The following is a 17,341-nucleotide window of genomic DNA, read 5'->3' as shown; positions in this document are numbered from 1 at the left end:
CATTCACTTAAACGTAAACCAAAGGAGCGAAATAAAAATGCAAAAATCAGCACTTCAACAAATAAAAGAGTCTACCAAATTACCTGTCATCATGGCACCCATGTTTTTAGTTTCCAATCCTAAAATGACGATTAACGCTTGTACGGCCGGTATCATTGGGTCCTTCCCGGCTTTGAATGCTCGTACAAATGCTATTTTAGAAGAATGGATGGAACAAATCACCACAGAATTAGCGGAGATAAAGCGGGAAAATCCGGATGAAAAAATAGCTCCATGGGCCATTAATTTTATTAGTCATCGGACAAATAAAAGATTTGAAGAGGATCTAAAACTAATCGAAAAATATCAGCCGCCTATTGTTATTACTTCACTCGGAGATCCAAGTCCTGTTGTGAAAGTTGTACATGAATATGATGGGGTTGTTTTTTCAGATGTCATTAATACGAAATTTGCTCGGAAGGCTATCGAAAAGGGAACAGATGGCTTAATACTGGTTTCCAGCGGTGCAGGCGGGCATGCCGGGGTATTAAATCCGATTGCATTTATGCATGAGGTGAGGGAATTCTGGGATGGACCAATTGTGTTGGCTGGCGGCATGTCAAAAGGACAGGATATTTTAGCAGCTGAAATTCTAGGAGCGGATTTTGTATACATGGGTTCGCGGTTTATCCCATCAACAGAAAGTTCAGCTGAAGATGACTATAAAGAGATGATTACCGACTCCACTATGGATGACATTGTCTATACGGATGCCTTCAGTGGCGTGAACGCAAATTACCTTATTCCAAGTATTGAAAAAGCGGGACTGGATCCGGATAATCTTGAAAAGAAAGCTGATATCGATTTTTCAAAATTAAATAGTCCGAATGCGAAAGCGTGGAAAGATATCTGGGGTGCAGGTCAAGGGATTGGAGCGATTAAGAAGGTGCAAAGTGTTGAGGAAATTGTGGAAGAACTGGAAGGCGCGTATAAAAATGCTAGAAGTCAATTTGCTGATAATGAATATGTTTTAAGGAAATAGTAATTAATTTGGAGTACGAGAAAGGAGTGAAACATCATGATAGATATTTTTGAAAGAGAAGACGTTATTTGCGTAGAAGGAAAAGTCGAGCGGAAAGAATCTCCGGGATCTCCTATTTACACATTTTTGACAGATGGCATGTTAATTGATACCGGCCCTAAACACCTTGAAGCTGAATTAATTCCTTTTTATAAAGAACATTCCATTGATTTAGTCACATTGACACATAGCCATGAGGACCACACAGGGACAGCATCGTACTTCCAGGAAAATGGAAATATACCTATTTATATTCATCCGTTGGGGATCGATACATGTCGCGAGTCTTGTCCCTATCCCAAATACCGGCAAACCGCTTGGGGAGTGCGCGATCCCATTGAGCCCCGGCCGATTGGGGATACAATTGGGTCACGGAATACGGAATGGAAAGTGATTGAGACACCAGGTCATGCAGCGGATCATATTTCACTCCTCGATGAAGAAACGGGAAGGTTATTTTCAGGGGATTTGTTTGTCAGCCCGAAGCCAAAGGTGATTATGGATAGTGAATCGATTCCCGTTACCATGAACTCCATTCGGAAATTGCTGTCCTATGATTTCGGGTCAATGTTTTGCTGCCATGCTGGATACATACAGGACGGGAAAGCGATGCTGAAGAAAAAATTGGATAACCTTGAAAATCTTTCGGGAGAAGTGAAACAGCTGTATAAAGAGGGATTATCCGTTGATGAAATCACTCAAAGGTTTTTCCCGAAAAAATACTCTATCATTAAGGTTTCTGATGGTGAATGGGATTCTAAGCATATTGTGTCTTCTATTTTATCAGACGAAGGGGCGTAATTCATTTGTTGGAAAAATACGGACTAAAACTTATAAAACTCGATCTCCCTTTCAGGCTTAATCATGTAAATTGTTTCATGGCTGAAGGGGAAGACGGATGGAAAGTCATTGATGCAGGACTTCATAATACTTCAACTGTAAAAAGATGGGAGCAGGAACTGGCAGGAAAAAAGGTGACCGATATTTTAGTCACGCATTACCATCCGGATCATTTCGGTTATGTTGGCGGGTTGCAGGAATTAACGGGTGCTCGTGTGTCTATGACCAAGGTGGACGCAGATGCTGGGATAAGACAATGGCAGGAGAATTCTATTAATAAATTACAGGATAACTATGCGGTATCGGGGATCCCAAATGCGATTGCAGCGAAAATGACAAACAACACAAGTGACTTCATTCCACTTGTCACACCATATCCCAACGTAAATCATTATTTTCAGGAAGGTGAAATGATCCCTATCGGCAAGTACGAATATGAGGTGATTTTCACGCCGGGTCACGCAGATGGCATGGTGAATTTTTATAATAAAGAAACAAACACGCTGCTCTCAACCGATCATATTTTGCCAAAAATTACGCCGAATATTTCGTATTGGTTCCATGGTGAGCCAAATCCACTCGCGAATTACTTAGATTCACTGGAAAAAGTAAGGAGGCTAGATGCCGATTTTGTTATTCCTTCTCATGGAAAGCCGTTTTACGGGGCGAATGAGCGAATTGATGAGGTAAAATCGCATCACGACGACAGACTTGTGCAAACATTAGAGTCTATTAGCGGTGGTGCGACGGTGCATGAGGCTTGTGAAAAGCTTTTTAAAAAGGAACTTACTGTTCATGAGACACGGTTTGCGATTGGTGAGACGCTGGCGCATTTGGAGTATTTGAGGTATGAGGGGGAGTGCAGGCGAGAGAGAAGGGATGGGGTGTATTGGTATTATGTTTGAGCTTTAGTTAGCTGCTTCTTTTTAATTTTCAATGATATGCCGTATACTAAAATTAAGAATAATGTAAATGCAGGGAGAATGTGTGGTATGAGCATGAATTATGCGATAACAAATTTATACAATGGTCAAACAGCAAGGTTACAGCGCACTTTTACAGAAGATGATGTAAAAGCGAGCAGTGAACTAACAAAAGATTACAGTCCGGTATATAACCAAAATAAAAATGTCTGGAGAGAGTACTATAGTCAACCAATTGTACCTGGTTTACTGACAGAAGGGTTGATTACACAGGTGATTAGCGAAAGGCTTCCTGGGGTTCCATGCATACTAGTACAAAAAGATTTGGTTTTTTATTCTCCGGTTCATGTAGGAGATGTTATAACAGCGGAATTGGTAATCATGGATATTAATGTAGAGCGAAATTGGGTTACACAAAAAGTTACCTGCTATGATCCACAAGGCAACGAAGTGATTAAAGGGCAAGTAGTCGTTTTCGTTTTACCCGATCATGATGAATAGGTGATAAATATGGTGAACAACTTAAATGTGATCGAAAAAACCGGAGATTGGGGGTACGTGGAAACAGACCTTCATGGTAAAATCACGAGAGTCAGTGCAGATTTTGGCCGTCATTTTTTCGGAAATAAAAAAGTCCTGCTAGGTAAGAAAGTTTTTGACGTTATTCAAGGCATCAATAGAGGGAAGAGCAATAAGCTTTTATTTGGAATGATTTCCGGTTACGCCTGTCTGATTCGACTACATAAAAACGAAGAAAATCGTGTGTATCATGTGGTTATCCGACAAGATGAGGCTGATTACTTTGAAATGAATTCTTTTCTAAAAACCATTAACTCTGGGCAAAGCCGCAAAAAAGCATCCAGTCAAAGCCACTACAGTTTTGATGATATTATAGGAGAAAGCCGAGCAATCCGGCAGGTCAAAGATTTAGCAGCCAAAATTTCGATAAGTAATTCTACTGTCCTGCTTAGCGGAAAGAGTGGGACAGGGAAAGAGCTATTTGCACAGGCCATCCATCATTTAAGTTCCCGCAAGAATCATCCGTTTATCGCTGTGAATTGTATGGCCATTCCGAATGAATTGTTTGAATCGGAAATTTTTGGGTATGAAGCAGGTGCATTTAGCGGTGCAAAAAAAGAAGGGAAGCCTGGAAAAATTGAGTTAGCGCAGCATGGGACGCTTTTTTTGGATGAAATATCGGAACTTACATATCAGTCCCAAGGGAAGTTATTACGGGTCTTGCAAGAACGAGAAGTAGAGCGTTTGGGCGGAACAAGTAGTAAAAATGTGGATATACGGATTATTGCTGCAACGAACAAAGATTTGAAAGCACTTGTAAGCGAAGGGAAGTTCAGGGAGGATTTGTTTTACAGGCTGTTTGTTTTCGATTTGCACATACCTTCATTAAAACAGCGCAAAGATGATATTGAGTCATTGGCCTATGCTTTTATTCAATCCTATAATGAAAAACTGGGCCAGGAGGTAAAATTTATCGATTCCGCTTTCAAAGAATGGATAGTTAATTATGAGTGGCCTGGAAATGTTCGTGAATTGAAAGCGTATATTGAGCGCGGGATGAATATTGTTGAAGGGGATACGCTGACTTTGGACAGTCTATATCTACCTAGTGCAGAATCTACGGGTGAAAATACGATTAATCACATTCCGCTCTTAAGTCTACAAGACGCAGTAAGTAAAGCTGAAATCGATACAATTAAACGCGCTTTAATGGAAGCTGATGGGGATCGTTTAATAGCTGCGAATCTATTAAAAATACATGTTGCCAGTCTTTATAGGAAAATATCAAAATATAATTTAAAATAAATATACATCTTCGTGGGCCTTAGAATTAATTCTAAGGCTTTTTGTTAGTTGATATTCTGTTATTTGCATTTTTGATTCGCAATTTCAAGAAAATTATTAGGGTTGATAATTAAATTGAAAAAAATCTGCTACATGTCATCAAAGAATATTTGGCACAAAATTTGCAATATTAAATTGAATTAAAAGTTAAATACAAAAGGGGAGTTTGTGTGGAAGTATACTATGTTGCGGTCATTGTTCTGTCATTGGCTCTATTAATGTTTTTGGCATTAAAGGGGTTTAGTATTATTATTATTGCTCCAATCGCCAGTTTGGTGGTTATTTTTTTCAGCCAGATGCCATTGCTTGAGACGTTAGAGGAAACCTATATGGGTGGGTTTATCAATTTTGCAAAAGATTTCTATCTCATTTTTTTGTTTGCTGCTTTATTTGGTAAGTTTATGGAAGATAGTGGTGCGGCTCGTGTTATTGCGGAAGGAATACTAAAATTAGTAGGGAGAAAAAGCAAATTAAATGTACTTTTAGCTATCGTTGCAATTTGTGCCTTTTTAACATATGGGGGGATTAGTGTATATGTTGTGATTTTTGCTGTATTGCCGATTGCAAAACCATTATTTAAAGAATTGGATATTCCTTGGCATTTATTTATGGCAGCATTTTTCTTTGGTTCTGCTACATTTACAATGACTATGATTCCTGGTACACCATCTATTCAAAACATCATACCCACTGAATACTTTGGAACAACTGTAGGAGCTGCACCATTGATTGGAATGGTAGCCGCTATTACTTTAATTTTATTCAATGGGTATTATTTAAAACGATCTCTGAAAAAATCTGAAACTAAAGGTGAATCTTATTTATCGATGAAAAACCTAGAAGATTCCAGAGAGGATTTGAATCAAAAGGAATATGAAAGCAAAAGGAAACCTCATTTTTTATTAAGTATATTTCCGCCGATATTCTTATTAATAGTACTTAACATTTTTAATATTGAAGTTCTATATTCATTAATGCTTTCTGTTTTGCTTTGTCTAGCAGTTTTTTGGCCTTTTATCGAAAAGAAGATTCAAACAATCAATATTGGAGCTACCAATACAGTACTGCCAATTGTGAATACAAGTGCTGATGTGGGTTACGGTGCCGTTATCGCTGCTACTAGCGGATTTGCTGTGATTTCAGAAATGCTAACCAGTATTCCAGGAAGTCCACTAATCTCGCTTTACTTGTCAACCTCGCTTTTGGCTGGTATCACAGGTTCAGCCTCTGGAGGTTTAGGGATTGCTATGGAATCACTTTCTAGCGTTTATATACAATTAGGATTGGATCCGGAAGTGCTGCATAGGATTGCTGCTATTGGTTCCAGTGGATTTGATGCTCTACCCCATAATGGTGGGGTTATTACATTTCTTGCAGTGGCTGGGCTTACACATAAAAATGCTTACAAACACATTTTTGTAACCGGTATCATAGGTCCAACAATTGCTGCTATTCCAGCCTTATTGACTGCCATATTATTCTACTAATTTCAGGAAAGGATGATTACTATGATTGATCAACATTATAGCGAACTTAAGATTGGCGAAAGTTGGGTGTCAGAAGGGAGGACAATCACAGAATCTGATTTAGTTATGTTTTCTGCTTTCAGCGGAGATTGGTTTCCACTACACAGCAATAAAGAATATGCTGAGAAGTCTTCATTTAAACAGCGAATTGCACATGGAATGCTGACATTATCGATTGTTACAGGGCTTATGAATTTTAATCCGAATACTGTTGCAGCTTTTTATGGAATGGATCAGGTTCGATTTACAAAGCCTGTTTTAATAGGAGATACTATACTGATACATGCAAAAATAGTGGAACTCAACGATTACAACCCAAATCAGGGAATAGTCCATTTAAAGTTGGAAATAAAAAATCAAAGTAATGAAAATGTAGCCGTAGCAATTATGAAGCTTATGGTTAATAAACAGTCTTAAGCATGAAAACTTCGCTGCATTTATTTGCAAACATGCAAATCATTAGTAAATTTGCGAGTTTATTCATATGAAAAACCTGAGTTATCAAGCTCGAACTATTGGCATGAGTTTTGCAATATAGAATAATAAGGAGGCGGTAAACATGCTGGACTTTTCATTTACGGAAGAACAAGAATATTTTAGAAAAATGTTGAAAGATTTTGCAAAAGAAGAACTCCTTCCAAACTATACAAAATGGGACCGCGAAGGAATTACACCTAAACATTTATGGAAGAAACTTGGTGAATTGGGAGTGAATGGGCTCCGGATCCCGGTTGAATATGGAGGTTCTGGCGCGGATTGTGTAACAACGGGAGTTGCAGCGGAAGAAATTGGCCGCGGTGATTTTAACCTTACGTATGCTGTCATGCTGAATTCGTTGATTGGCGAAATTATAAATAATCATGCCAGTGAAGAAATAAAAAATGATTGGCTACCGGAAATTGCAAGCGGTAACAAAATAGTGGGAATTGCAATAACAGAACCGGATGCAGGAACTGATGCAGGCGGCATAAAGTCCTCAGCAGAGCGAGATGGAGATGTTTTTGTATTGAATGGGGAGAAATCCGGAATTAGTGTCGCAGTGGCAGCAGATGCATTTCTCGTTTTTGCAAAAACGGATCCGGCAAAGGGAAACCGTGGCATTAGCGCATTTATCGTACCATCTGATTTGCCAGGTGTAGAATGTAAGGCATATGAAGATATGGGCAACATACCGATTGGCAGAGGATCTGTTTATTTGAATGATGTGGAAGTGCCGGAAGAATATTTGATTGGACTTAAAAATAAAGGATTTTCCCAAGTAATGAATGGTTTCGATTTAAGCAGGCTGTTAATTGGACTGCAATGTACTGGTGCAGCCATGCAAAGTCTGGATGAAACGATTGAACATGTGAAAAATCGCGAATCATTCGGGAGCCCGTTGGCAACTTATCAAGGTGTCTCCTTTCCTATCGTCACCCATTATTCCAAACTGGAAATGCTGAAGTGGCAGGCGTATCGTGGGCTTTGGTTGAGGGATCAAGGGTTAAAACATTCTAAAGAATCTTCATCGGTCAAATGGCTTGGGCCGTTGTATAGTCAAGAAGCAATTCATGATTGTTTATTGTTAAATGGTCACTATGCCTATACAAAGGAAATGCCGCTTGAACAGCGACTTCGAGATGTGATCGGTCTGGAAATCGGTGATGGAACTGCCCAGGCCAATCAAATGGTCATTGCTAAAGAGATTATTGGGAAAGAGTACCGATCATACAAAACTCCTGTTACAAAATAAATAGGTTAATAGAATACTAAATTTAGAGTGGAGGTTTTTTACAATGGAACTAACAGATATTTTATATGAAAAAAAGGAAGGAATAGCCAAAATAACAATGAATCGCCCTAAGGCTTACAATGCGTTTCGCGCCAGAACTATCCAGGAATTGATTTGGTCATTCAAGGATGCATGGGATGATAACAGAATAGGCGTCGTCATATTGACAGGCGCAGGGGAAAAGGCTTTCTGTGTTGGAGGAGATCAAAAAGAAAAAGGCGAAGAAGGAGGATATGATTATTCCGGAGGGCTTGGAAGCGGTATTGGCCTGGAAGTGGAAAACCTGCACCAGACGATAAGGAATATTCCTAAGCCGGTGATTGCCGCTGTAAATGGTTATGCCATAGGGGGCGGACATGTCCTGCATGTCATTTGTGATCTAACAATTGCAGCAGATACTGCAAAATTTGGGCAAAGCGGACCAAAAGTGGGAAGCTATGATGCAGGTTTTGGCTCTGCTTATCTGGCACGCATCGTAGGAGAGAAAAAAGCTAGAGAAATCTGGTATTTATGTGAACAATACACTGCGGAAGAGTGCAAGGAAATGAGGCTTGTTAATAAAGTAGTTCCCTCTGATCAATTACAGGAAGCAGCAGAGGAATGGGCAAATAAAATATTGGCGAAAAGTCCCACAGCTATTAAAATGCTTAAATACTCATTTAATGCAGATTCGTCTAATATCCAAGGTATTACACAAATGGCAATGGGAAGTCTTGCCATGTTTTATGATACAAAAGAATCAGAAGAAGGAAAAAATGCATTCCTGGAAAAGCGGCCGGTGGACTTTAATAAATTCAGAAAGTGAATAGGAGGAAGAATTCATGAAATTTGAAACACTGCTGGATGAATCTTACATCAAACAGTATGAAGATCTATGGCCTAATAAAACAATTTTAGATTATCTAAATCGGGCAATCGAAAAAAACCCGGATAAAGATGCGATTATTGATAAGAAAAGCAGGTACACGTATAAGGAGCTAGGCCAATTGGTGGATAGAGTTGCTCTGGGGTTGTTGGAATATGGTTTGGGAAAAGGAGATGTCATTTCTATTCAACTTCCGAACTGGAATGAGTTTATTATTCTTCATTATGCAGCAACTCGGATCGGTGCGATTACAAATCCGTTGATTCCAATTTATCGTGACAGAGAGATCAGCTATATGGTTAAAATTGCAGAATCCAAAATGATTGTCATACCTGACTCATTTAAAGGGTTTGATTATCCGGATATGGTTCAGAGAATTCAAGAACAGTGGGATAATATGGAACATGTCTTTGTTATGGGGGATCGTGTCCCAGAGGGAATGGAACCACTATCCGAACTATTGGTGACCCCATGGGAAGAAATAAAGGATGTCTCTAAGTTAGATGAGATTATATTAGATCCGAATGAACTGACAGAGATTATTTTTACTTCCGGCACAACAGGCGATCCCAAAGGGGTCATGCACACCCATAATACAGTTTGTGTATCAACTGATTATTTTATTAAGCGTCTGCATTTGACTTCGGATGACGTCATGTTCATGCCATCAACATTTGGGCATCAGACTGGATTTGGATATGGGGTGAGGCTGCCAACCCATTATGCGGGTACTGTCGTTTATCAGGATAGTTGGGATCCGAAAGAATTTATCGCGTTGATTAAGAAAGAAAAGATAACTTTTACAGCAAGTGCTACTCCATTCCTGCAGGATTTGGTGCAATATGAAGGAATAGAGAATCAAGATATCCGTTCACTAAGAGTATTTGCGGCTTTTGGGGCACCAATCCCACGGCCAATTGTCAAGGAAGCAAAAGAGAAAGTTAATTTTTCTATTCAGTCAGGTTGGGGTCAGACAGAGAACGGTTTGGTTACATTGACTCATTTGGATGATCCGGAAGATAAACTTACGGAGACGGATGGATGCCCTTTTCCAGGAATGGAAGTAAAAGTGGTTGATCCAAACGGAGAAGACTGTCCTCCAAATAAAGAAGGATCACTACTTACCAAAGGTCCGGCACAATTTGTCGGTTATTTAAAAAGAATGGATATCACACAGGCGGAACATGTTAATGGCTGGTTTATCACTGGAGACAGGGCTGTGATGGATAAAGACGGATATATCCGCATCACTGGGAGAAATAAAGATATCATTATCCGAGGCGGTGAGAATATTCCGGTAGCCTATATAGAAAATATTCTCTATGAGAATTCAAATATTCAGGAAGCGCAGATAGTCGCTATGCCGGACGAAAGATTGCAGGAAAGGGCTTGTGCGATTATTAGCATGAGACCGGATAAAAAGCCTTTATCACTTGAAGAGTTGAAGGAGTATTTTAAAGAGAAAAGAGTAGCAAAACAATACTGGCCGGAATATCTGGAGGTAGTAGAAGATTTCCCGAGAACTGCGAGTGGAAAAATCCAGAAATTCCGATTACGCGAAATGGTAAAAAATAAATAGATATACATCATTTGGAGGGGATATTAATGACAGAAAAAATAGCCTTTATTACAGGAGCAGGCCGTGGGATCGGTAGAGAAATAGCCAAAACATTGGCAAACAAAAATATGAAAATCGTTGTTTCCGATATCAATATGGAGAACGCAGAAGAAACCGTATCCATATTGAAGAAAGAAAAAAATACAGAAGCATTGGTAGTGCACTGCGATGTAACAAAACTGGAAAGTGTGCAGAAGGCTGTGAAAGAAGCTGTGAATCATTTTGGAACGATCGATGTACTGGTAAATAATGCTGGATGGGATAAAGTGGAGCCTTTTCTTAAAAATGAACCGAGTACTTGGAAAACCATTGTAGACATCAATTTGATGGGACAAATTCATACATGTAAGGAAATTTTACCGATAATGATCGAAAACGGTTCTGGTAAAGTCGTGAATGTTGCTTCAGATTCCGGTAGAGTCGGATCCAGTGGGGAAGCGGTTTATTCTGCTGCAAAAGGAGGGATTATCTCTTTTACCAAAACGATGGCAAGAGAGATGGCAAGACATAAATTAAATGTTAACTGTATCGCGCCAGGCCCAAGCAACACTCCGTTCATTGAGGAGATCAGTTCTTACAATGAAGGAATTGTCAAAGCCCTTGAGAAAGCTATTCCATTCAGAAGGTTGGCAGAAGCACAGGATATTGCGAATGGTGTTGCCTTCTTTGCATCTGATGAAGCAGATTATATTACGGGTCAAACGTTATCCGTCAACGGTGGATTGACAATGGCCTGATCTTACAATCAATTACGAACAAGGGGGGATACACGATTGACACAAGCATATATTATTGATTCGGTGAGAACGGCAATCGGGAAAATGGGTGGGACATTGAAAGATGTACCACCAGATTTCCTTGCTGCCCATGTCATTGAAGAGATTGTTAAGCGAACCAGTGCTGAGAAAAAAGAGATAGATGAAGTGATTATGGGGCATACAAAACAAAGTGCGGATACCCCGAATATTGCAAGACTGTCTCTACTGCGTGCAAATTTGCCAGTGGAGACTCCAGGATATACCGTCCAGCGGCAATGTGGTTCCTCCCTTCAGGCAATAAACAATGCTGCACTTCAGATTTCCGGAGGTGCTGCGGAAGTTGTTATTGCAGGAGGAGTGGAATCCATGAGTACTGCACCTTTTTATATGAGAAATGCAAGATATGGGGTGGGTACAGGAAACAGACAACTACTTGATTCAAATACCGAAAGTCAGTTTCGCTCCCAGCCTTACGAGGAGTACGGGGATTTGTCGATGGGATTGACTGCTGAAAATTTGGTGGATAAATATACTATTTCCAGGAGCGAACAAGATGAATTCGCATTAAGGAGCCAAGAACTGGCAGAAGATGCAATTAGCAGCGGTAAATTCGAAAAGGAAATAATTCCGTATGAAGTAAAGCATCGTAAATCTACGGATTTTTTTAAAATAGATGAACATCCGCGGGTAACGAGTCTTGAAAAATTAGGTAAGCTAAAATCCGTATTTAAAAAAGACGGTACGGTTACCGCCGGAAACAGCAGCGGCAGGAATGACGGGGCGTCTGCTGTAATGATGATGTCTGAACATCAAGTTGAAAAATATAGCTTAAAACCAAAAGCAAAGATCCTATCACAGGCTGTATCTGGTGTGTCACCTGAAATCATGGGGATCGGACCAGTCAAAGCCACATATCAGGCATTAAAGCGAGCTAATTTATCACTGGATGATCTAGGGCTGATTGAATTGAATGAAGCCTTCTCGGCGCAGGCACTGGCGGTTATTGAAGAACTCGGTCTTGATTTGAATAAAGTCAATGTAAACGGTGGTGCGATTGCACTCGGCCACCCATTGGGAGCAACAGGGGCTATCCTCATGACAAAGCTTCTTCATGAGATGGAAAGAAGAGAAGAAAAATATGGTCTTGTAACACTGTGCATTGGTGGAGGGCAAGGAATTAGTACGATCGTGGAAAATTGTCAGCTATAGAGAGGAGATTATATAGTGGTTAATCATATAGCAGTAATTGGTGGCGGAACAATGGGCAGAGGAATTGCTTATTCTGCAGCTGTGGCAGGATTTCAGGTAGTATTACAGGATATTTCAGAAGAAGCAATAGGAAATGCCAAAGATTATATTGAAAAACTGGTAGAAAAAAGTGTGGACAAAGGGTATGTCACTACGGAACAAAGAAATAATCTGCATGAGAATCTGACATACACGACGACTCTGGAGGAAGCTGTAAGGAATACAGATATGGTCATTGAAGCAGTACTGGAATTGATGGATCTTAAGATAGATATTTTCAAACAGGTAACGGAATATGCGCCGGAACATGCTATTCTAGCGACCAATACGTCTACGATGAGTCCAACGGAAATTGGAGCTTCTACACCACATCCAGATAGATTTGCAGCAATGCATTTCTTTAATCCGGTGCACCGAATGAAGCTGATAGAGGTAATCAGAGGAATGGATACATCGGATGAGACAGTAGAGGTTATTAACGCCGTCGCTGAGAAAATGGGCAAGGAAACCGTAGAAGTAAATGAATTACCTGGTTTTGTAACAAGTCGAATGAATTGTGTGATTGGAAATGAAGCAATGAATATGCTGATGGAAGGAGTAGCATCTGCAGAAGATATCGATAAAGCAATTAAACTGGGCCTAAACCATCCGATGGGGCCGCTTGAGATGGCTGATTTGGTTGGGCTGGATAGTCGTCTTCGAAATATGGAATACCTTCACCAACAGCTGGGAGAAAAATACCTTCCTTCGCCAATCCTTATCAAATATGTGAAATCCGGGAGGCTAGGAAGGAAATCCGAGAGCGGGTTTTATGATTATGGAAAGGAGTACTCTAGATGAACTTTGAATTGCCGGAAGATATCAAGTCCTTAAAAAAAGGGATCAGAGATTTTATAGATAATGAGGTAGAGCCACGCGCCATGGAAATTGAAGAAAATGATCAAATCCCTGAGGATGTGATGCAAAAATCAAAAGAAATGGGACTATTTGGTCTTAGTATACCTGAAGAGTATGGTGGTCTAGGCATTGATATGGTTGGAAAATGTGCAGTGCTTGAGGAACTTGGCAGAACGCACAATGGATATACTACCGTTATTGGAGGTCACACCGGAATTGGAGGTGTAGGCATTGTAGACATTGGAACAGAAGAGCAAAAACGCAAATATTTACCGGATATGGCATCCGGAGAGAAGATTGGTGCTTTTGCTCTGACAGAGCCGAGTGCCGGATCCCATGCCTCAAATTTGAAAACCACCGCCGAGAAAAAAGGTGATAACTATATTTTAAATGGCAGCAAACATTATATTACAAACGCACCTATTGCGGATATTTTTACAGTTATGGCCATCACTGATCCTTCAAAAGGAGCGAAGGGAATCACTTCCTTCATTGTGGAAAAAGACACGCCCGGATTTGAAGTCGGCAAAATTGAAAAGAAGATGGGACTGCATGGCTCCCATTCATCCGAAATTTTCTTTGAGGACTGTGAGGTTCCTGCAGAGAATATTTTAGGAGAAGAAGACGAGGGGTATATCAATGCCTTGAAAATTCTCGCTAACGGGCGTGCAGGAATGGCAGCTAGAAATCTCGGTTCATCGGATAAATTAATGGAATTGTCACTGGAATTTGCCCATACGCGTGTTCAATTTGGAAAACCAATCTTTGAGCAGCAGATTATACAACATTATCTGGCAGAGATGGCAATGGATATTGAAGCACTACGCTCTTTTACGTATCGGGTCGCATCTAAAGTAGACCTAAAAGAAAAGGTGATAAAGGAAGCTGCGATGGTGAAGCTTTTCGGATCCGAAACATATAACAAGGTAGCAGATCTAGCACTACAGATACATGGAGGGATTGGTTATATTTCCGAATATCCGATTGAGCGATTTTATCGTGATGCACGAATTACGAGAATCTATGAAGGGACGTCCGAAATACAGAAAAATATTATTGCTGGCCAGCTCCATAAAGAGTATGTCTAAGGAGGGAGACGGAATGGAATATAAAAATATTTTACTGGAAAAGGAAGGGAAAGTTGCAGTAATTACGATTAATCGACCGGAAGTAAGAAATGCGCTGAATGGCGAAACAGTAGAAGAATTATTATCCGCTTTAAAAACGGTGGAAAAGGATCAGGATGTTGGTGTCTTGATTTTTACAGGAAAAGGTGAAAAGGCGTTTGCTGCTGGAGCAGATATTAACCAATTGACGAAAAGAGAATCCATGGATGCATTTGCGACGGATAGCATGTCTGATATATACAGAAAAATAGAAAACAGCCGATTGGCGACCATTGCTGCGATTAATGGATATGCGCTAGGGGGCGGATTTGAACTGGCATTATCCTGTGATATTCGGATTGCTTCAGAAAATGTCAAATTAGGGCTCCCGGAATTAAATTTAGGAGTTATTCCCGGAGCAGGGGGAACGCAGAGGCTGATGAGGATCCTTGGAAAAGGAATGGCCCTTGACATGATGTTGACGGGAGAATTTCTAATTGCAAGTGAAGCTAAACAGTTCGGACTTGTATCCAAGGTTGTAGCCCAGGAGGAACTTCTTATTGCTGCCAAGGAAAAAGCAGAACGGATCTTGCAAAAAGGCCCACTCGCAGTTCAAATGGTGAAGCTTTCCGTTAATAAAGGTTTTGATGTGGATATGGATACCGGTCTGGCAATCGAAACCCTCGCACAGGCAGTATTATACGGAACGGAAGATAAAAGGGAAGGGACACAGGCGTTTCTCGATAAAAGATCAGCAGCATTTTCTGGGAGATAGTCTAGTAGTGAGAAGGAGTGGTCTTTTGTATAGTCATTTTAACGGAAAAAATATACTAGTTACCGGATCGGCCAAAGGGATTGGTAGAGGGATCGCTCTCGCTCTTGCAGAAAGCGGAGCAAATGTAGCCATTCATTATTTAGGTTCATCAAAAGAAGCGGAACAAACCACAAGAAAAGTGAAAGAGATTGGTGTGAATACTACCTTTGTACAAGGCGACATTTCAAATTTTGATGATGTCCAAAAAATGAAAGAAGCGCTCGACAGGGATTTTGGCAAGATTAATTATATTGTTAACAACGCAGGATGGACACAAGTCAAACCATTCTTTCAATATGAACCAGATGAATGGCAAAAGGAAATTGATATCTGCTTGAATGGTGTATTAAATCTTGCATATGTATTTATGCCTGAAATGATCGAAGACAGTCAGGGGAAGTTTATCAATATTATAGGAGATTCAGCAAGAACTGGGGATAGGCATTTAATAGTTTCTGGGGCTGCACGAAATGGTGCTGTCAGCTTCATGAAATCTCTGGCTAAGGAAGTGGGTAGAAACGGAATTCAATGTAATACGGTCTCCCTTGGAATGATCGACCAGGGAGAGTTTGATGAAACGATGAAGGAAAAATTAGTTAAACAGTATCCATTAAAAAAGCTTGGTTCAAGAGATGATGTCGCAGGAATGGTTCTCTTTTTACTGTCGAATAATGCTGACTGGGTTACTGGTCAAGTCTTTAGTGTGAACGGCGGACATAGTATGTTAGGTTAATAGATTTTTACAATATATTATAAGAAGGACCAGAGAAAATGACTCTGGTTCTTGTTTTCGGATTTGAAGTGATCTGAACTGGAGGGGAGACAATGAACATTGAAAATTGCAATGCAATTGTTACAGGAGGAAGCTCTGGACTGGGAGAAGCGACAGCCAGGCGACTTATTTCAAAAGGAGGAAAAGTAGTCATATTGGATTTGAATGAAGGTAAAGGAAGTGAGCTCACTGATGAACTAGGGAAAAATGCTCTTTTCATAAAAACAGATGTAACAGATGAATCAGATATGCTGCGAGCACTCGATAAAGTAGATGAAGCTTTTGGTGGATTTAAAGCTTTTATTAACTGTGCTGGAATTTCCAGCGCAGAAAAGACATATGGAAAAAAAGGCCCACATCAGCTTGACTCTTTCTCTAAGGTAATCCAGGTTAATTTGATCGGTTCGTTCAATGCTATTCGTCTTGCCGCTGAACGAATGAGTGCAAACACTCCTAATGAGGATCAGGAAAGAGGAATCATTATTAATACCGCTTCTGTGACAGCGTTTGACGGGCAAATTGGACAGGTTGCTTACAGTGCTTCAAAAGGAGGAATTGTTGCAATGACGCTACCAATTGCCAGGGAATTATCGGAATATGGAATTCGAGTCATGGCTATTGCTCCTGGAGTGTTTGAAACGCCGCTACTTGCTTCATTACCAGTGAAAGCACGCGAGTCATTAGAAAAAATCACACCATTTCCGTCTAGGTTAGGTATGCCATCCGAATATGCCCAGCTGGTACAGAGTATTATGGAAAACCCGATGTTAAATGGTGAGACGATCCGGCTTGATGGGGCTGCACGGATGCCCCCGAAATAAATTGATAGGTGAAAGTATGTGTGGTGAAATTTACTGATGAGTTTTGTGGAGGAGTAAAGGGATATGCTAGAGGTAATCTTTTAAGAAAAAAATGTCAACTAATAATAATGTGCCTACGATTACGGAATCATGGAGGAATATTAATTCAGATATTTGGATGATTCAAACAAAAGGAGAAGGTGGGATTCGAACCCACGCGACGGTTGCCCGCCCTAATGCATTTCGAGTGCATCCCCTTCAACCGGACTTGGGTACTTCTCCATAGTAAAGTGGTGCTGGTGAGAGGGTTTGAACCCCTGACCTCGTCATTACGAGTGACGCGCTCTTCCAACTGAGCTACACCAGCAAAATGTCACAATGAAAATAATACTACTTTTTCTGTTTTTCATCAAGTGGAAAATCTCGTAGTTTGAATGTATATTCCTGGTAAAATCAATTACACACTCCAGGCTGTATATT

The 17,341-nt window shown here is 40.3% G+C and carries 17 protein-coding genes and 2 tRNA genes; 17 read left to right on the top strand and 2 right to left on the bottom strand.

All coding sequences use genetic code 11. The annotated features are described in order from the left end of the window. The first annotated feature begins 37 nt into the window (after positions 1-37). From KFZ58_RS13950 to KFZ58_RS13870, 17 genes are all read left to right on the top strand, one after another. Entirely contained in the window at positions 38-1,021 is a 984-nt protein-coding gene (locus KFZ58_RS13950) for an NAD(P)H-dependent flavin oxidoreductase (RefSeq protein ID WP_235791904.1), read from the top strand. 36 nt (positions 1,022-1,057) lie between these two features. Beyond that, complete coding sequence (locus tag KFZ58_RS13945) at positions 1,058-1,861, top strand: MBL fold metallo-hydrolase (RefSeq protein WP_235791903.1); 804 nt, start codon at positions 1,058-1,060, stop codon at positions 1,859-1,861. A gap of 77 nt (positions 1,862-1,938) precedes the next feature. After that, positions 1,939-2,805, top strand: a complete 867-nt coding sequence (locus KFZ58_RS13940; RefSeq protein WP_370642292.1) for an MBL fold metallo-hydrolase — start codon at positions 1,939-1,941, stop codon at positions 2,803-2,805. An 87-nt stretch (positions 2,806-2,892) separates the two neighbouring features. Further along, a complete protein-coding gene (locus tag KFZ58_RS13935) occupies positions 2,893-3,324 on the top strand; it encodes a hotdog family protein (protein WP_235791901.1) in 432 nt (143 codons plus the stop codon). Between the two features lie 12 nt (positions 3,325-3,336). Further along, positions 3,337-4,647: a sigma-54 interaction domain-containing protein gene (locus KFZ58_RS13930; RefSeq protein ID WP_235791900.1), complete on the top strand. Its 1,311-nt coding sequence runs from the start codon at positions 3,337-3,339 to the stop codon at positions 4,645-4,647. A 209-nt stretch (positions 4,648-4,856) separates the two neighbouring features. After that, positions 4,857-6,173: a GntP family permease gene (locus KFZ58_RS13925; RefSeq protein ID WP_235791899.1), complete on the top strand. Its 1,317-nt coding sequence runs from the start codon at positions 4,857-4,859 to the stop codon at positions 6,171-6,173. Positions 6,174-6,194: 21 nt separating this feature from the next. Further along, on the top strand, positions 6,195-6,629 hold the full coding sequence (locus tag KFZ58_RS13920; RefSeq protein WP_235791898.1) for a MaoC/PaaZ C-terminal domain-containing protein: 435 nt from the start codon (positions 6,195-6,197) through the stop codon (positions 6,627-6,629). Positions 6,630-6,771: 142 nt separating this feature from the next. After that, positions 6,772-7,944: an acyl-CoA dehydrogenase family protein gene (locus KFZ58_RS13915; protein ID WP_235791897.1), complete on the top strand. Its 1,173-nt coding sequence runs from the start codon at positions 6,772-6,774 to the stop codon at positions 7,942-7,944. Positions 7,945-7,987: 43 nt separating this feature from the next. Continuing rightward, a complete protein-coding gene (gene menB / locus KFZ58_RS13910; RefSeq protein ID WP_235791896.1) occupies positions 7,988-8,788 on the top strand; it encodes a 1,4-dihydroxy-2-naphthoyl-CoA synthase in 801 nt (266 codons plus the stop codon). Between the two features lie 16 nt (positions 8,789-8,804). Beyond that, positions 8,805-10,427, top strand: coding sequence for an AMP-binding protein (locus KFZ58_RS13905; RefSeq protein WP_235791895.1), 1,623 nt, complete (start codon positions 8,805-8,807; stop codon positions 10,425-10,427). A 26-nt stretch (positions 10,428-10,453) separates the two neighbouring features. After that, positions 10,454-11,203 carry an SDR family NAD(P)-dependent oxidoreductase gene (locus KFZ58_RS13900; RefSeq protein WP_235791894.1) on the top strand — a complete coding sequence of 250 codons (750 nt, stop codon included), beginning with the start codon at positions 10,454-10,456 and terminating at the stop codon, positions 11,201-11,203. Between the two features lie 36 nt (positions 11,204-11,239). Next, a complete protein-coding gene (locus KFZ58_RS13895; RefSeq protein WP_235791893.1) occupies positions 11,240-12,433 on the top strand; it encodes a thiolase family protein in 1,194 nt (397 codons plus the stop codon). Between the two features lie 51 nt (positions 12,434-12,484). Continuing rightward, positions 12,485-13,312 carry a 3-hydroxyacyl-CoA dehydrogenase NAD-binding domain-containing protein gene (locus KFZ58_RS13890; RefSeq protein ID WP_235794749.1) on the top strand — a complete coding sequence of 276 codons (828 nt, stop codon included), beginning with the start codon at positions 12,485-12,487 and terminating at the stop codon, positions 13,310-13,312. After that, entirely contained in the window at positions 13,309-14,457 is a 1,149-nt protein-coding gene (locus tag KFZ58_RS13885) for an acyl-CoA dehydrogenase family protein (protein ID WP_235791892.1), read from the top strand. Before KFZ58_RS13890 ends, KFZ58_RS13885 begins: the two co-directional genes overlap by 4 nt. Positions 14,458-14,470: 13 nt before the next feature. Continuing rightward, entirely contained in the window at positions 14,471-15,250 is a 780-nt protein-coding gene (locus KFZ58_RS13880; protein WP_235791891.1) for an enoyl-CoA hydratase/isomerase family protein, read from the top strand. Between the two features lie 25 nt (positions 15,251-15,275). Further along, positions 15,276-16,022, top strand: coding sequence for an SDR family NAD(P)-dependent oxidoreductase (locus tag KFZ58_RS13875; protein WP_235791890.1), 747 nt, complete (start codon positions 15,276-15,278; stop codon positions 16,020-16,022). A 92-nt stretch (positions 16,023-16,114) separates the two neighbouring features. Then, positions 16,115-16,882, top strand: a complete 768-nt coding sequence (locus tag KFZ58_RS13870) for a 3-hydroxyacyl-CoA dehydrogenase (RefSeq protein WP_235791889.1) — start codon at positions 16,115-16,117, stop codon at positions 16,880-16,882. Positions 16,883-17,053: 171 nt separating this feature from the next. Here KFZ58_RS13870 and KFZ58_RS13865 read toward each other — a convergent pair. Both KFZ58_RS13865 and KFZ58_RS13860 read right to left on the bottom strand, forming a co-directional pair. Then, a tRNA-Ser gene (locus KFZ58_RS13865) sits at positions 17,054-17,143 on the bottom strand. 9 nt (positions 17,144-17,152) lie between these two features. Next, positions 17,153-17,228, bottom strand: a tRNA-Thr gene (locus KFZ58_RS13860). Between the last annotated feature and the right edge of the window lie 113 nt (positions 17,229-17,341).

This window comes from Virgibacillus sp. NKC19-16, from assembly GCF_021560035.1.
Taxonomy (GTDB): domain Bacteria; phylum Bacillota; class Bacilli; order Bacillales; family Amphibacillaceae; genus Virgibacillus_L; species Virgibacillus_L salidurans.
This window is presented reverse-complemented; position numbering and strand designations above follow the sequence as displayed.

Excerpts from the sequence above, each read along its gene's own strand:
- KFZ58_RS13950 (WP_235791904.1), top strand. The coding sequence starts at position 38 with ATGCAAAAATCAGCACTTCAACAAATAAAAGAGTCTACCAAATTACCT.
- KFZ58_RS13945 (WP_235791903.1), top strand. The coding sequence starts at position 1,058 with ATGATAGATATTTTTGAAAGAGAAGACGTTATTTGCGTAGAAGGAAAA.
- KFZ58_RS13940 (WP_370642292.1), top strand. The coding sequence starts at position 1,939 with ATGGCTGAAGGGGAAGACGGATGGAAAGTCATTGATGCAGGACTTCAT.
- KFZ58_RS13935 (WP_235791901.1), top strand. The coding sequence starts at position 2,893 with ATGAGCATGAATTATGCGATAACAAATTTATACAATGGTCAAACAGCA.
- KFZ58_RS13920 (WP_235791898.1), top strand. The coding sequence starts at position 6,195 with ATGATTGATCAACATTATAGCGAACTTAAGATTGGCGAAAGTTGGGTG.
- KFZ58_RS13915 (WP_235791897.1), top strand. The coding sequence starts at position 6,772 with ATGCTGGACTTTTCATTTACGGAAGAACAAGAATATTTTAGAAAAATG.
- menB (WP_235791896.1), top strand. The coding sequence starts at position 7,988 with ATGGAACTAACAGATATTTTATATGAAAAAAAGGAAGGAATAGCCAAA.
- KFZ58_RS13905 (WP_235791895.1), top strand. The coding sequence starts at position 8,805 with ATGAAATTTGAAACACTGCTGGATGAATCTTACATCAAACAGTATGAA.
- KFZ58_RS13900 (WP_235791894.1), top strand. The coding sequence starts at position 10,454 with ATGACAGAAAAAATAGCCTTTATTACAGGAGCAGGCCGTGGGATCGGT.
- KFZ58_RS13890 (WP_235794749.1), top strand. The coding sequence starts at position 12,485 with ATGGGCAGAGGAATTGCTTATTCTGCAGCTGTGGCAGGATTTCAGGTA.
- KFZ58_RS13885 (WP_235791892.1), top strand. The coding sequence starts at position 13,309 with ATGAACTTTGAATTGCCGGAAGATATCAAGTCCTTAAAAAAAGGGATC.
- KFZ58_RS13880 (WP_235791891.1), top strand. The coding sequence starts at position 14,471 with ATGGAATATAAAAATATTTTACTGGAAAAGGAAGGGAAAGTTGCAGTA.
- KFZ58_RS13870 (WP_235791889.1), top strand. The coding sequence starts at position 16,115 with ATGAACATTGAAAATTGCAATGCAATTGTTACAGGAGGAAGCTCTGGA.